11 protein-coding genes are annotated in these 14,533 nt (G+C 70.9%); 6 read left to right on the top strand and 5 right to left on the bottom strand.

The genetic code is table 11. The features are described from left to right. Positions 1-108 precede the first annotated feature (108 nt). Positions 109-1,188, top strand: coding sequence for a hypothetical protein (locus WME98_RS40410; protein WP_437946999.1), 1,080 nt, complete (start codon positions 109-111; stop codon positions 1,186-1,188). 72 nt (positions 1,189-1,260) lie between these two features. Here the strand turns inward: WME98_RS40410 and WME98_RS40405 are convergent, their stop codons facing one another. After that, entirely contained in the window at positions 1,261-2,706 is a 1,446-nt protein-coding gene (locus WME98_RS40405) for a right-handed parallel beta-helix repeat-containing protein (RefSeq protein ID WP_437946998.1), read from the bottom strand. Between the two features lie 392 nt (positions 2,707-3,098). Here WME98_RS40405 and WME98_RS40400 point away from each other — a divergent pair, with 392 nt between their 5' ends. Further along, complete coding sequence (locus tag WME98_RS40400) at positions 3,099-4,145, top strand: hypothetical protein (RefSeq protein ID WP_437946997.1); 1,047 nt, start codon at positions 3,099-3,101, stop codon at positions 4,143-4,145. A gap of 176 nt (positions 4,146-4,321) precedes the next feature. Beyond that, the gene (locus tag WME98_RS40395; protein ID WP_437946996.1) at positions 4,322-5,494 is read left to right on the top strand and encodes a hypothetical protein; all 1,173 of its coding nucleotides are present in this window, start codon (positions 4,322-4,324) and stop codon (positions 5,492-5,494) included. Here the strand turns inward: WME98_RS40395 and WME98_RS40390 are convergent. Beyond that, entirely contained in the window at positions 5,491-6,069 is a 579-nt protein-coding gene (locus tag WME98_RS40390; RefSeq protein WP_437946995.1) for a TetR/AcrR family transcriptional regulator, read from the bottom strand. The two genes, WME98_RS40395 and WME98_RS40390, sit on opposite strands and share 4 nt — an antisense overlap. Positions 6,070-6,198: 129 nt before the next feature. Between WME98_RS40390 and WME98_RS40385 the strand changes: the two genes are divergently transcribed. Next, positions 6,199-7,221: a hypothetical protein gene (locus WME98_RS40385; RefSeq protein WP_437946994.1), complete on the top strand. Its 1,023-nt coding sequence runs from the start codon at positions 6,199-6,201 to the stop codon at positions 7,219-7,221. A 63-nt stretch (positions 7,222-7,284) separates the two neighbouring features. On the opposite strand, the gene WME98_RS40380 is transcribed toward WME98_RS40385, so the two are convergent. After that, a complete protein-coding gene (locus WME98_RS40380; protein WP_437337867.1) occupies positions 7,285-9,516 on the bottom strand; it encodes an ATP-binding cassette domain-containing protein in 2,232 nt (743 codons plus the stop codon). 401 nt (positions 9,517-9,917) lie between these two features. Here WME98_RS40380 and WME98_RS40375 point away from each other — a divergent pair, with 401 nt between their 5' ends. Next, positions 9,918-10,982, top strand: a complete 1,065-nt coding sequence (locus WME98_RS40375; RefSeq protein WP_437946993.1) for a hypothetical protein — start codon at positions 9,918-9,920, stop codon at positions 10,980-10,982. Between the two features lie 117 nt (positions 10,983-11,099). Here WME98_RS40375 and WME98_RS40370 read toward each other — a convergent pair whose 3' ends face one another. After that, entirely contained in the window at positions 11,100-12,113 is a 1,014-nt protein-coding gene (locus tag WME98_RS40370) for a hypothetical protein (protein WP_437946992.1), read from the bottom strand. A gap of 113 nt (positions 12,114-12,226) precedes the next feature. Here WME98_RS40370 and WME98_RS40365 point away from each other — a divergent pair, with 113 nt between their 5' ends. Then, the gene (locus WME98_RS40365) at positions 12,227-12,856 is read left to right on the top strand and encodes a TetR/AcrR family transcriptional regulator (RefSeq protein ID WP_437946991.1); all 630 of its coding nucleotides are present in this window, start codon (positions 12,227-12,229) and stop codon (positions 12,854-12,856) included. Positions 12,857-12,916: 60 nt separating this feature from the next. On the opposite strand, the gene WME98_RS40360 is transcribed toward WME98_RS40365, so the two are convergent. After that, positions 12,917-14,521 (bottom strand): Vgb family protein, encoded by a 1,605-nt coding sequence (locus tag WME98_RS40360; protein ID WP_437946990.1) that lies wholly within the window; start codon positions 14,519-14,521, stop codon positions 12,917-12,919. Positions 14,522-14,533 lie beyond the last annotated feature (12 nt).

Below are 14,533 nucleotides of genomic sequence, written 5' to 3'. Positions count from 1 at the left end.
GCGGCTGGCTTTCAGAGAGCTGGGACAGAGGGGAGCAGGCACGGCGAACGCCGGCCCGAACCGCGCGCCATCGCGTGGGACAAAAGCGCAGAGCGTAGAGAGGATGCGATGAGATCAGTTTTTGCTTTGGCGATGTGCGGCTTGCTGGCTGGCTCGTTCGTCACGACGGGTTGCGGCGGTGACGACGGCGGGACCGGTGGCGGCACCACGACGAGCAGCTCAAGCAGCTCGTCGACGAGCGGTACCGGGAGCGCGGGCGGCGACGGCGGCGGCGGCACGGGCGGCGACGGCGGCACGGGCGGCGACGGCGGCGCGGGCGGCGACGGCGGCGACGGCGGCACGGGCGGCGACGGCGGCGCGGGCGGCGACGGCGGCACGGGCGGCGACGGTGGCGCGGGCGGCGCTGAAGACGTGGACATCGGTCCCGGTCCGGACGAGCGCTGCTCGGGCTGCGCCCGGCTGGCCGTGCCGCTCACCGAGGCCGACACAGGGACGCTGTTCCAGTTCGACTTGCCGGATCTGATCGACCTGACCGGCGCCACCGTCACGTTCCGTGTGAAGACGTACGCCGGCACCGGCGGTGGCGTGCAGACGTTCGTACAGAATGGAGGTGCACAGGCCTGGATAGGCCTCCCCTGGGCCTGGACGGACCTCAGCAGCCTGCAGGAGTGGACAGAGCTCACCATCGACGTCGATGCCGCCGCCGCTGCGGATGAGACCATGACGTTCGACAAGACCCAGGTGAGGCGCATCGGCCTAAGGGTCGACGCAGGTATCTCGGGGCCCTGGGCCAACCCGAGCGTGGTCTATGTCGACTTCATCAGGATCACGAGGCCCGGCGGCACGGGCGGCGACGGCGGCGCAGGCGGTACGAGCGGCACAGGCGGAGACGGCGGCGCCGGTAGCGCAGGCGGCGACGGCGGCGACGGCGGCGCAGGCGGCGACGGCGGCGCAGGCGGCGACGGCGGCGCAGGCGGCGACGGCGGCGCAGGCGGCGACGGCGGCGACGGCGGCGCAGGCGGCGCAGGCGGCACGAGCGGCACAGGCGGAGACGGCGGCGCCGGTGGCGCCAGCGGCGAGGTGGTTCACGTGCTCGGTCCGTTCGAGTTCACGAGCGATCTGCAGGGGTTCGCGATCGGTGACTACAGGATGGTGCCTGGCTCGAGGCTGGATCTCCTGGACGAGTGAACCTGGCTGCCCGCGGCGCTCGCGCGCCGCATCCTCGATCCTCTCAACCCCCGGCGCCGTCGGGCTCCCGCCTCATCGCTCGTCGGCGCCGATGTCGATGCGCGCCCCGCGCGTCCGCGCCTCGCCGTCGATGTCGAACGCTCCGCCCTGCGCGCCCGGATCGACGCCCGCGTCGACGGCCGGCGAGCCGCTCATCAGGTGGAGGTCCGACGGCGGCCCGGCCAGGAGCGGGTCGACGAACCGCGCGCGCGAGTCGGTGAAGGCGCCGGCCGAGGTCTTGCTCGCGCCGAAGAAGATGTTGTTGTCGACGCGCACGTTCCTGTTGTTGCGGCCGCTGCTCACGTAGGCGTTCGTCGCCTTGGCGTAGAGGATGTTGTTCTGGATGAGCACGCCGTCCGAGTTGTTCTGGAGGATGATCTCGCCGCCGGTGGCCTGAACCAGCGTGTTGTTGAGCACCGAGATGTTCGCCGCGCTGCCCACGCTCGTGGAGTAGCCGCCGACCATGATGTTGCCCTGGTAGCTCCGCGACACGAAGTTGTTCCGCACGGTGATGTTGCTCGTGGTCCTGCCCCGGTGCTCGCTGGCGACCTCGATGCCGATGTCGCTGTTCTCGACCTTGTTCCGCTCGATGACGATGTCCCTGCCGCCGTCGACGTAGATGCCGTCGGCGGACCGCTCGCCGTCGTAGGCGGGGTTCTGGGCCGAGGTGATGTTGTAGACGACGTTGTCCACGCACACGCCGTTCCTCGCCTGATCCGAGCCCGAGGGGCCGACGCCCTCGAAGCCGATGAAGTCGATGCCGATGTTGTCGTTGTCGTGGACCTCGTTGCGCGAGACCACGAAGTTCGTGACGTTGCCGTTGAGGACCAGCGACTCGCTCGAGCCGAGCTTGCAATCCCGGATCTCGTTGCCGTCGATGAGGATGTCCGTCATCGGCGTCGCGGACGTGCCATAGACGGCGATGCCGTGGGCGTCCTCGGAGCTCTCGATGTGGTGCACGACGTTGTCGCGGATCTCGAGGAAGCTCGAGCTCCCGCTCGCGCTGATGCCGATCGGCGTGTCGGCGCCCTTGAAGTTCTGCACCGTCATGCCGGCGACCCGGATGTAGCTCTTGCTGGCGATCTCGATCCCGGCGCCGTCCCTGCCTGCCCCGTCGAGGATCGCGCCTGTCTCGCCCTGCAGGGTGATGCAGCCGGCGACGGCCGTGCCGCCCCTCCCGAAGGAGACGTTCTCCCTGTAGGTGCCCGCCTTGACGAGCACGGTGTCGCCCGCGGCCGCCGCGTCGAGGCCGGCCTGGATCGTGCGATGATCGCCGCCCGAGGGAGCGACGGTGATGATCTTGCCGCTCGAGCGATCCCCGCACGGCCCGGCCGCCGCGGCGAGCCCGGCCTGAAGCGCGTCTGCGCCTGCGTCGTCGGGGCCGGACGGCGCTGCGCACGCGGAAGACAGCCCGACGGCGAGCAGCAGGATGCCGGACGGAGCGAGGCGGTGCGCCGCGTGCGGCGCGCGGATTCTCATCGATCGATTCATGAGCCTTTGTCCTCGAAGTGTTGCCTGTCACGTTGAAGTCGCGACCCTGGCGCGTGCGCCGGGCGCTTCGACGCGGGGACATTGCAAGCGGGCGGCCATACCGCCCGCCGCGGGAGGACGCCGGGGCGAAGGCCGCAAAGGCGCTTCGTCGCCTCGGGCCGATCACGAGATCTTGCGCAAGGATCGTACAGCTGCGCAGCGCACGGACAGCCGCTCGCCGGCGAGGCGGCGAGGCGGCGAGGCGGCGAGGCGAGGAGGTATCCAGTCCTGCCGAACAGTGCGCGGCCCGGGGCGATGCGACCCGCTGGCCTCCGGGCTCCTCCGGCGGTACGCTCGCGCGCCTATTGCTGGAGGGGTACGGCTCTGAACGAGGTGGCGTGATGAGGACGATCGATGCGCTCTCCGCCGCGCTGCGCGGGCTCGTGGCCGCGGCGCTCCTGGCCTGCTCCGGCGACAGGCCCCCGGCGCAGGCGCCGGTGAGCCCTGCGCCGACGGCGCCCTCGGCCCCGCCGGCGGCCACGGCCACGAGCAGCGCCGCCGCGGCCCCCGACCCTGCCACTGGCGTCGACGCGGACGCAGAGGACGAGGACGCCGAGGACCCTCTCCGCGAGGGCGTGGCGCCGAAGAGCGGCGGGCCTAAGGTTCCGCCGGAGCTCGTCGATCGGTGGGAGCTGAAGCAGGTCCGTTACAAAGACGGGCGCAAGCCGTTCGTGCCGAAGCACCATGGTGGGTTCACCCTCTCCACGGACGGCCTGTTCCGCTGGACGGACGGGTGCAATCACCTGTCGACGCTCGCTCGGGCCGAGGCCGGCAAGCTCACCCTCGGTCCCGAGGTGACGAGCAGCCTGCTCGGTTGCAACTTCACCGTGGAAGACGTCCATTACGGCCGCGCTAGTCATTATCGTCTGGAGAAGCGCACGCTCTACCTCCATACCCCCTCGCAGATCTACGTGCTGGAGCGGTTTCCTTACTCCAGGCTGAGCGCGCACGGCTGGTCGCTCCACTCCATCAAGGATCGGCAGAGCGGAGCCGTGCTCACGCTCGACCGGTTTCGCACCGAGATGCACGCCCTTCGTCTGAGGATCGAGGAGGACAGCGCGTTCCATTTCACGGATCTGGACCGCGATACGTTCACGGGCTCGCTGAAGGTCGAAGGCGACGCCATCCGCGGGATGGCCTACGACCACGCCAGCAAGGAGCGCCTGCGCAACAAGCCGGTGCGATGGGGGCACCTCAAGGACACCACCAGGGACTACCGGGAGACGAAGAAGAAGTACCCGACCACGGTGGCCCACCAGATCGACTGGGAGGCCGTGAGCTCCTTCAGGGTATACGAGGGGACGGTGAAGCAGGGCTCCGAAGCGTGGGAGACCGAGATCCTGGAGCTCGTGTCCGCTCGGCAGATCTATCGGTTCATACCGCGGTGAGGCGCCGTTCGGCGGGCCTCGCCCGGGTCTCCCTGGACCGGGCCGCGCGCCCGCCCGCTGCGCGGCATCGTTCCCCACGAGCGCGGCGAGCGCAGCCGCGATGCGAGGGCTCGCTCGCGCTGGTCTCCTGGGTTACCCTCCGCGGCGCGCTGCACGGGTATGCGCAGGAGGTTTCCTTGATTAAGGCGACGAAGCACAAGCCTCTCGCAACGACCATCACCGGCTCTCTGCCGCGGCCGTCCTGGTATGTCTCCGGCCTCGCGGGCCGCAGGTTCTCGACGGCCATGGCCGATCTCGTGTTCAGGGAGCAGTACACCGACACGCTCGCCGTCCACATCACCGATCAGGTCAGGGCCGGCCTCGACATCCTGACCGACGGCGACGCCCGCTTCGACATGGATGTCGGGGGCCGCTCCTGGTTCGGCTATCTGGCCGAGCGCATGGAGGGCATGGCCGATCCCGGCCTCCGGCCCCAGCCCTGGACGTCACCGAGGGAGCGGGAAGCGGGCGATATCCTCCACGAGGTGATGGAGGCCCGCCTCCCCTTCTTCGTGCGCGGCCCCGTCGGCCGCGGAGGGCTGGAGTACGCGCGCGTCTGGAAGGCGGCGCAGCGCATGACGAGCAGGCCCATGAAGCTCGGCACCTGCTGCGGCCAGCTCCTCGAGGCCGTCCTCCTCAACCAGCATTACGCGAACCGCCGCGAGCTCCTGTTCGCCATCGCCGACAGTCTCAATCAGGAGCTGCACGAGGTCGCCGACGCGGGGTGCCCCGTCATCCAGCTCGAGGAGCCGATGCTCCATTACGTCGCCGGCCAGGACAAGGGGGCGGAGCTGACCGCGGCGCTCTACGTCGACGCCTTCAACCGCGAGGTCGCCGGGCTGCGCGACAAGACCGAGGTCTGGGTGCACACCTGCTGGGGCAACCCGGCGGCGCAGCGGGTGGAGGTCGCGACGAGCGGCTACGAGGGCGCGCTCGGGCTGCTCGACCGGCTCGACGTCGACGTCATCACGTTCGAGGCCGCGAGCGACGGCGGCGCGGCGCTCGCGGCGATCGGCGAGGCCATCGGCAAGGACAAGAAGGTCTGCATCGGCGTCGTGCACCACCGCAGCCTGGAGGTGGAGACCCCCGAGCAGGTCGCGGCGCTCGTCCGCAAGGCGCTCCGGTTCATCGAGCCGGAGCGGCTGATCCTCAGCAGCGATTGCGGCTTCGGCCGACAGGGCATGAGCCGGATGCACGCGTTTCACAAGATGGTGTCGCTGGTGCGCGGCGCGAACATCGTCCGCCGCGAGCTCGGCCTCGAGCTGGCGCCGTGCCTCGCGGCGGAGCAGCGCTATTCGATGCTCGTTTAGCGCGCCGAGGTCGGTCCCCGGGCGCCTCGGCCGCGGATCAGCGGGAGATAGACCTCGTCGACGATCTCGACGAGCACGCTGTCGGGCACGCTCGGCGCGCCCCGGGTGATGAACTCGTTGCGCAGGAGGACGACGGCCGCCGTCGCGACGCGGGGATGCAGCGCCTCGGGCGGCGCCTCGCCGCGCGCGACCGCGCGGCCGAGGACGCTCAGCCACAGCGCGCTGCCGCCGTCGTTCGACGCCTCCTGGAGCTCCTTCAGCAGCTCGGGCTCGCCGCCGACCCCTGCCAGCAGGCCGCGGAGCACATCGCCGAGCGGCGACGACCAGTGCCGATTCGCCCCCCGCAGCAGCTCGAGCGCGTCGGCGCGCAGCGAGCCGGTGTCCGGCAGCGCCGCGCTGTCGGCCGCGAGCTGCCGGTACGCGGCCACGGCGAGCGCGGCCCGGCTCGGCCACCGGCGGTAGATCGCGTTCTTGTTCGTCCCCGCGCGCCTCGCGACCCCATCCATGGTCAGCCCCGGGAAGCCGACCTCGGCGAGCTCCTCGGCCGCGGCGCGCAGGATCGCCAGCTCAAGCACCGCTCCACGCCGTCGTTCCGCCGCCACGCCGTCACCCGCTCTCGGACATGTAATTTAAACTACGTTGCGCGCACGCCGAGACGATTTAAGGTACGATCAGTACCTTAACCGGCGTGAGGGCCATCGATCATGCGAGCCTACGGCATTTGCTACGACACCGGCTTTCTCAACAAGGGCAACAGCACCCACGAGCCGTTCGACCCGGACCGCGTGCGGCGGGACATGGGGGTCATCCGCGGCGACCTGCATTGCACCGCGGTCCGCATCACCGGCGGCGATCTGGACCGGCTGAAGATCGCCGCCACCCACGCCGCCGCGGCGGGCCTGGAGACGTGGATCTGCCCGTTCACCACCGATCTGACCGGCGACGAGCTGCTCGCGTTGCTCGCCGAATGCGCCGAGCACGGGGAGCGGCTCCGCCGCGCGGGGGCCGAGGTGGTGATCGTCACCGGCTCGGAGCTCAGCCTGATGAACGAGGGCTTCGTGCCCGGCGAGACGTTCCTCGACCGGAGCAAGGTGTTCACCGGGCGGGGGCCGGAGCTCCGCGAGCTGCTCGCCGCGATCCCGGCCCGGTTGAACGCGCTCCTCGCCCGGGCCGTCGCGGTGGTCCGCGCGCGGTTCGGCGGCAAGGTCACCTACGCTTCGCTCTCGTTCGAGGGCGTCGACTGGACGCCGTTCGACATCGTCAGCACCGACGCCGCGTACCGGTACGCGCAGATCGCCGACCGGTTCCCCGAGCTCATCCGCGCCTTCGTCGCCCAGGGCAAGGCGCTGGGCAAGCCGGTCGCGATCACCGAGTTCGGCTGCGCGACCTACGCGGGCGCGGCCGACGCCGGCCCGCGCGGCAGCGATATCATCGTGTGGGACGAGGCGACCGCGACGCCGCTCGGGCTGAACGGCGCGCACGCGCGCGACGAGGCCGAGCAAGCCAGTTACCTGCGCGAGGTGCTCGAGGTCCTCGACGCCGAGGGCGTCGACGCCGCGTTCGTGCACGCCTTCGCCGGATACATCCTGCCGCACGACCCGGGCGAGCCGCGCAAGGACCTCGACCTGGCCAGCACCGGCGTCGTGAAGGTCCTCAAGGACGGCACCTGGGCGCCCAAGGAGGCGTTCTCGATGCTCGCCGGTTACTACGGCCGGCGGAGCCCGTAGCTCCACCCCCCGGGCGTCCGGACAGGGCTGTGGAGGGGACGGCCCGCCGCGCCGTCGACGCCCTCAGATGAACTTCGCCGTGATGCTCCGCTCGCAGCCCTTCAATTCGTAGGGCGGCCCCGCGAACAGCACCTCGCCGCCGGCGCTGCCGCCCTCCGGGCCGAGGTCGATGATCCAGTCCGCCTGCCGGATCACGTCGAGGTGATGCTCGATCAGGACCACCGTGTTCCTGGCGTCCACCAGCCGGTCGATGATGCCCATGAGCAGGCCGATGTCGGAGAGGTGCAGCCCGGTGGTGGGCTCGTCCATCACGTAGACGCTGCCCTGCTTGTGGATCTCGGTGGCGAGCTTCAACCGCTGCCCCTCCCCGCCCGACATCGTGCTGAGCGGCTGGCCCAGCTTCAGGTACCCGAGCCCCACGTCGTTCATGGCCTGCACAACGGCCCGGATCTTCTTCTCACCGAAGAACGCCAGCGCCTCCTCCACGGTCATGTCCAGCACGTCGCTGATCGTCTTGCCGCGCAGGCGGTACGCGAGCACCTCGGCCTTGAACCGCTTGCCCTCGCAGAGCTCGCAGGTGGAGACGATGCCCTCCATGAACGCCAGATCGGTGTAGACCACGCCCAGACCGTTGCAGTTGGGACAGCTGCCCTCCGAGTTGAAGCTGAAGAGCGAGGCGCTGACCTTGTTGGCCTTGGCGAACGCCTGCCGGATGTCGTCCATGATGCCGGTATACGTGCACGGCGCCGAGCGGCTGTTGGCCGTCACCCGGGACTGGTCGATCACGATCGCCTCCGGGTGCTGCTCCAGGAAGACATCGTTGATCAGCGTGCTCTTCCCGGAGCCGGCGACCCCCGTCACGACCGTCAGCACGCCCGTGGGGATGCCCACCGTGACGTTCTTCAGGTTGTGCAATGCGGCGTTCTTGATGAGCATCTGCCCGGTGGGCTGCCGGACCTTCCGCTTGATCGGGAGGTGCTGCTTCAGGGACCTTCCGGTCAACGTGTCGGCGTCCTTGAGGGCCTCATAGCTCCCCTGGAAGACCACCTGACCGCCGTGCACCCCCGCCTTCGGGCCCATGTCCACCACGTGATCCGCGATCGCCACCACGTCCGGATCGTGCTCGACGACGAGCACGGTGTTGCCCTTGTCCCGCAGCTTCTGGAGCAGCCGGTTCAGCCGGGCGACGTCGCGCGCGTGCAGCCCCACGCTCGGCTCGTCGAGGATGTACAGCATCTCGGTCAGGCTGTTGCCGAGGTGCCGGATCATCTTCACGCGCTGCGACTCGCCGCCGGACAGGGTGGCGGTCTCCCGGCCGAGGCTCAGGTAGCCGAGGCCGATGTCCACGAGGTGCTGCAGCCGCTCGATGAGCCGCGCGGCCAGCCGCACGGCGACCGGATCGGTGAGGCCTTGCAGGAACTCGATCAGCTCCGTCGCCTCCAGATCGGACGCCTCGGCGATGTTACGGCCGTTGATCCTGCAGTTCAGGGCCGCCTGGTTGAGCCTCGCCCCGCGGCACGCCGGGCACGTCTGCGAGGTGGTGAACTGCTCGAAGACCGCCCGGTTGCGGTCGGACATCGCCGCGGCGTCCTTCTTGAGGTACATGCGGGTGAAGCGCTCGACGAGGCCCTCGTACTTCGAGCCGAACTCGCCGAACGAGACCTTCACGTCAGCGCCGTACAGGAGCGCGCGGAGCTCCTCCTCCGAGTAGTCCTTGATGGGCTTGTCGCTGTCGAAGAGCCCGGAGAGCGGGTACATCTTCCACATCCATTTGCCGACCTTGAAGTCCGGATGGAGGATGGCCCCGCCGTTCAGGGACTTGCTGCGGTCGAGGAACCTGTCCAGATCGAGCTGGACGGTCTTGCCGATACCCTCGCACTCCGGGCACATCCCCTGCGGGTTGTTGAACGAGAAGCCGAAGGCCGGCCCCGCGGCCGGCTGCCCGACCCGCGAGAAGAGCAGCCGCAGCAGCGCGGCGATGTCGGTGTAGGTGCCGGCCGTCGAGCGCGAGCCGCCGCCGACGCGCTTCTGATCGATGATGATCGGCGCGTTCAGGTGCTCGATGCGATCGACGTCGGGCTGGCCGTAATGCGGCAAAAAGCCTTGCACGAAGGCGGTGAAGGTCTCGTTGAGCTGGCGCTGCGCCTCGGCGGCGATGGTGTCGAAGACCAGGGAGGACTTCCCGGAGCCGGATACGCCGGTGAACACCGTGATCTTCTGCTTGGGGATGTCCAGCGAGACGTCCCTGAGGTTGTTCTCACGCGCGCCGCGCACCTGGATGAACTGGCGATCCATCACGATTGCCTCCTTCTCCGAGCCCGAAACGCCCGACCGCCGCAGTCTCCCCGAAGGCCACGATCAGAAACCGACGCGATTGGCCACCTCGCGGAACCGAGGCGGCGGAACCGAGACGATCGAGCGTCGAACATGTCCGCGTGGGCCCCCCAGGCGGCATCGCGCGCGCCGGACGCAGTCCACGCCTCGAGGTCGGCCGGCTCCTCTAGCGCGAGGGGTCAGGAAAAGCAAGACGAATCGGAAATGTCAAGGGGCCTGAAGCGCGAGCCGATCGGCGTGGCCGACCTCGCCGGCGGTGGGCCTGAGCCGCCTGAGCCGCGACCAGGCATCGAGCGTCCTCGCGTCGCCGTCGCCAGCGCTTGCTGGGGTGGGGCCGGCAGGGTAAGGATTCGGCGGAAATCATGGGAATCGCGCCCACATGCTGCGGCGATCGGCCGGCGCGCGGTCGGGACTCCCTCTTTCTGCTCGTTGCATTCCTCCTCCACGCGGGCGGCGTCGTGGCCGCGGTTGCGCTCGTGCCGCGGGTCGTCGACGAGCGCGCCGGCGCGGGCGCGGAGGTCGAGCCGCTCGTCCTGCTGGATCTCGACGTGTCGCCTGACGAGCCCAGGGCGCCGGACGACCCGCCGATAGAACCGCCGCGGGGCCTCGCCCGGACGAGCAGCGCCGACCCCGGCTCTGCGCGCGCCGCATCGAGAGGGCGGGCGCCGGCGCCGCCGGAGGCGCCTTCCGCGCAGGCGCCGAGCTCCGGACCGGAGACCCACGAGGCGGCGCCCCCGGACGAATACGGCGCGCCTCCCCCCGCCGCGGCCCCTCCCGGCCTCGATGGATCGCCGGTCTGGGCCTTGCCGGGTGTCTTGCCGGCGGCGCCTCCGGCCGGCTCTCCCGCTCCCACGCGCCCCGTCCCGCCGCGCTCCGCGAAGAACGACGCCGAGGAGGGCGGGAGAGGGCCCATGCTGGTGTTTCCCGCGGCGGGCACGCTCGCCTCGGCCGTCGCGGACGAGGTGTCCTCGTCCCCGGCGCCGGAGGTCTCCGAGAGCTCGTTCGAGCTCACCCTGAACGCGAAAGGCCAGCTGATCTCGGCGCGCTTCCTCCGGGCGAACGCAGGGAGCGGCGACGATTGGCGGCGCATCGCCCAGGCCGTGCTGAGGCGCTTTTCCGGGCGCGCGCTGCCGATGAACGGCGATTTCGCGGCCGGCAGCAGGGTCATCGTCCACGTGAACAGCCGGGTCGTCGTGCCCGACGGGACGGGGCACGGGATACCGATGCCGATGGCGAAGCACGACGGCGGCAAGCCGATCATCCGCGAAGACTCGCTGGATGATCGCTTCCGATCGCCTCACCTCGCGCCTTCGCCTGGCGAGGTGAAATTCGTACTCTCGTTCCTCACCGATTTCGCGAACCTCGGCGCGCAGCGCCGGAGGGTCGTCAGCACGCGGGTCGAGGCCGTGCCTGTCGCGCTGCCATGACGCGCTGGATTGCGGTCCGATCGCCGCGCCCCGCCAGATCCCGCCCCCGCGGACGGCCGGGGCCCGGTCCCGCCGGCGCGCGTCCGGCGGCCCGGCGCTCAGGCCAGCGCGCGGCGCTCAGGCCAGCGTGCGGCGGACGCGCGCGCCGAGCTCCTCGAGCCGCGCGATGGCGCTCGCCGGGTCGAGCACGCTCTCCGGGTTGTAGAGGCCCGGGCCGACCGGCGGGCCGCCCGCGAGCCCGAGCAGGCGCTCCGTCGCGATCGCGGCGCCGTACGCGCTGAGGCGAGAGAGGTTGTCCGTGTCGATGATGTCGTAACGCAGCCGCGCCCCCGACCCGTCGTGGCGCCGCCCCGACACCTCGACGATGAGCTCCGTCAGGGGGCGCGCGCCGCCGGCCGCCCCGTCGCGCGCGGCGAGGTCGGTCCGGATCGATCGCGCGTCGGTCGCCGCCGCGAGGCTGACCACGTCGGGCAGCGGCAATGCCTGGCCGACGTGCGCCGCGCCCTCGGCGTCCACGACGCGCCGGGTGGACGCCTCCCCGCGCAACCAGGTCCACTTCCCGTCGTCGAGGACGAGCGCGGCCCCCCCGGCCTGCCGGATCCGCTCGAAATCGGCGCTCGACGCGGGACCGCCATGATCGTCCGCGCCGATCACGGCCGCGATCGCGATCGCGTCGACGCTCCGGAGCTCCTGCGCGAGGTGCAGCGCCGCCAGCGTCGCCGTGCCGCCGAAGGTGTGGCCCAGCATGAGGATGGGAGCGCTCGTCGGACGCGCCACGTAATGGGCGACCAGGGGGCCGATCTCCGAGACGAAGTCCGAGAAGGCGATATAGGGCACGCCGTCCGCCTGCGCGCGCTTCAGCGCGTTCGACGACTCGTCCTTGACCAGCGTGACGATGGCGCTGAACGACGCGCCCGGCTCGAGGCCGAGGTCGCTCCTCTGGACGTCGACCGCCACCGCCGCCGTCGGACCGCCGACCTCCGCGGCGACCGCCGCCGCCTTGCGCCCGTCGCGCCCGCCGATCGCGATCCGGAGATCCGGATGCAGGCGCCGGAGCGCCCTCGCCGCGCGCGCGCCGACGTGACCCGAGCCGCCGATCAAGAGAACTGGAGACATCGTACGTGTGCTCATGGGAATGGACTCCTCCCGCCGGGTCGCGCGAGCGGCCGGGCGTGCTCGAAGCAACCTACCATCAGTAAGTTACCTTTGGTAATATGAACCTACCCGTGGTAGTGTCAAGGCGCATGGCGAAGACGAACGCAGCGCAGACCCCGACCCGGCCGAGGGGCGAGGCCCCCGGCAAGCGCCTGCCGAAGGCGGAGCGCCGCGAGCAGCTGCTCGAGACGGCCGAGCAGATCGCGCGCGAGGAGGGCACCGAGGCGCTGACGCTCGGCCACCTCGCCGAGCGCGCCGGCGTCAGCAAGCCGATCGCGTACGAGCACTTCGAGACGCGGTCCGGGCTCCTCATCGCGCTCGCGCGGCAGATCGACGATCGCCAGGTCGCGGCGCTGCTCGAGGCGCTGACGCGGACGCAAAAGCGCCTGGAGGACGTCGCGCGCGTCGTCAGCGCCGCGTACATGCACTGCTGCGCGACGGTCGGGCCCCAGTGGTTCGCGATCCTCGCGGCGCTGAAGGGCGACGAGCAGATGGACGCCGTGGAGCGGGAGCTGCTCGACAGGTACGTGACGATCTACCGGGACGCGCTCGCGCCGTGCGTCCAGCTCTCGAAGCGCGAGCTGCACCTCCGCTGCGTGGCGATCATCGGCGCCGCCGAGGCGCTCGCGGCCGAGATGTTCCGCGGCCGCGCCGACGAGGCCGCCGCCGCGAAGGCGCTCGAGTCGCTGATCGTGCGGTGGCTCTCGAAGGGCGGCTGAGCGGCGCGATCCGCGGTGGCCGCGAGGCGGCGGGCCCCCGCCGCCGGCCGGGCCGATCGCTCAGAACCGATAAAGGACGTTGGCCTTGTCGCCGGACACGTAGATCGCGCCCGACGGGCCCACGGCGACGCTGCTCATCCCGAAGGTCGGCGGCGTCCCGGTGGTCGCCGGGAGCCCCACCTCGAGGTGCTTCGCCAGAACCGTGATCTCTCCGGTCGACGGGTCGATGCGCAGGAGCTTTCGCCTCCCGCTCTCCACGACGAGCAGGGTGCCGTCCAGATCCACCGCCATCCCCTCGGGCTGCCACAGGCCGGCGGCCACCTCGAGCGGCGGAGAGAGCGTCGCGCCGCCGGACACCAGCTGGAGGACCTCGCCCGTGGCCCAGTCGGCGGCCCAGAGGTCGCCGCCCTCGACGGCGAGGCCCGAGGGCACGGACATCGGCGCGAGGGTCACGCGCCCGCCGCCGGTCTCGCGGACGACGCGCCCCGCTCCCTGCCCCGCGCCGAGCTCGGCCACCACGAGATCGCCCTGGAACCGGACCGCGTTGAGCGGCGTGGCGAAGTCGCTGTAGGTCTCGAGCACCGAGGCGGTCGCCGGGTCGTAGACCTGAACCACGTTGGCGAACCACGAGGTGAAGATCAACGCCGGGCCGTCCGCCGACACGGTGGTGGGCGCGTGCATCTCGGAGACGCCGAGGAACGACCGCTCCACGCCGAGCGGCTCGCCCGTGTCTCCATCGAACGTCCGGAGCGAGGCCGTGTCGCCGACATAGACCGTCTCGGCCCCTCCCTCGCTCAGCACGGCCACGCCGCCGGGCAGGATGAGGCCACCCGGGAGCAGCGAGCGCACCCCGCCGTCCGGCTCGATCCGGACGACGAAGCCGTCGGTGGCGCTCGAGACATGGAGCTTGTTCTGCGCGTCGATGGCGAGGTTGTCGAGGCCGGGCGGGAGCACCGCGAGGACCTCCGTGTCGCCGGTCGCGACGTCGATCCGCACCACCTCGCCGTTCTGATCGACCGCGTGGAGCCGGCCGAGCCCGTCGAACTTGACCGCCGCGGGGATGAAGAAGCCGTCGGCGACCGTCCGGATATCGCACTCCGCCTCCGGGTCGATCGCGCCGGTGCAGGAGTCCACATCGATGCTGACCACCCTACCCTGCGTCCAGATCGGCCCGTACAACCTGCCGTCGGGGCCCCAGTCCATGCCGTTCAGGAAGCCGAGGTTGCCCGCGATGAAGCGCGGCGGCGCCGACAGATCGGGATCGAGCTCGTAGAGGCCGTCGCCGAGGAAGTCGAGGGCCACGAAGAGCCGCCCCGTATCGGAGAAGGTGATGGGGTTGACCCCGAGCGCGACGTTCTGCGCGGTGATGTCCCCCGACGGCGAGCGCCGCACGACGTTCCCGGTGAGGAGCGACGTCCAGTAGAGCGAGCCATCCGGGCCGAACGCGAGGTCGTCCGGGCCCACGACGCCGTCCGACCCGTCGAGCCGGTCCACGACGCTCCCGCTCTTGCGGTTCACGACGGCGATCTCGTCGCCGAACAGGCTCGCGACGTACAGCCGGCCATCCGGCCCCACGTTCATCCCGTTGGCGCCGTGGAGCCGCGCCCCCTCGACGAGGACCGACGGCTTCGCGTGCGCCGGCGGCGAGACCCCGAGAGCGATCAATCCAGCAAGCAC

Origin of the sequence: Sorangium sp. So ce296 (assembly GCF_051529605.1) — a bacterium.
Taxonomy (GTDB): domain Bacteria; phylum Myxococcota_A; class Polyangia; order Polyangiales; family Polyangiaceae; genus Sorangium; species Sorangium cellulosum_D.
The sequence above is the reverse complement of the archived record's forward strand: the minus strand, read 5'-3'. Positions and strand labels throughout refer to the sequence as shown.

What these genes read in the sequence shown, in the direction of transcription:
- WME98_RS40380 (WP_437337867.1), bottom strand. Translation starts at nt 9,516, where the DNA reads ATGGATCGCCAGTTCATCCAGGTGCGCGGCGCGCGTGAGAACAACCTC.
- WME98_RS40375 (WP_437946993.1), top strand. Translation starts at nt 9,918, where the DNA reads ATGGGAATCGCGCCCACATGCTGCGGCGATCGGCCGGCGCGCGGTCGG.
- WME98_RS40370 (WP_437946992.1), bottom strand. Translation starts at nt 12,113, where the DNA reads ATGAGCACACGTACGATGTCTCCAGTTCTCTTGATCGGCGGCTCGGGT.
- WME98_RS40400 (WP_437946997.1), top strand. Translation starts at nt 3,099, where the DNA reads ATGAGGACGATCGATGCGCTCTCCGCCGCGCTGCGCGGGCTCGTGGCC.
- WME98_RS40385 (WP_437946994.1), top strand. Translation starts at nt 6,199, where the DNA reads ATGCGAGCCTACGGCATTTGCTACGACACCGGCTTTCTCAACAAGGGC.
- WME98_RS40405 (WP_437946998.1), bottom strand. Translation starts at nt 2,706, where the DNA reads ATGAGAATCCGCGCGCCGCACGCGGCGCACCGCCTCGCTCCGTCCGGC.
- WME98_RS40410 (WP_437946999.1), top strand. Translation starts at nt 109, where the DNA reads ATGAGATCAGTTTTTGCTTTGGCGATGTGCGGCTTGCTGGCTGGCTCG.
- WME98_RS40365 (WP_437946991.1), top strand. Translation starts at nt 12,227, where the DNA reads ATGGCGAAGACGAACGCAGCGCAGACCCCGACCCGGCCGAGGGGCGAG.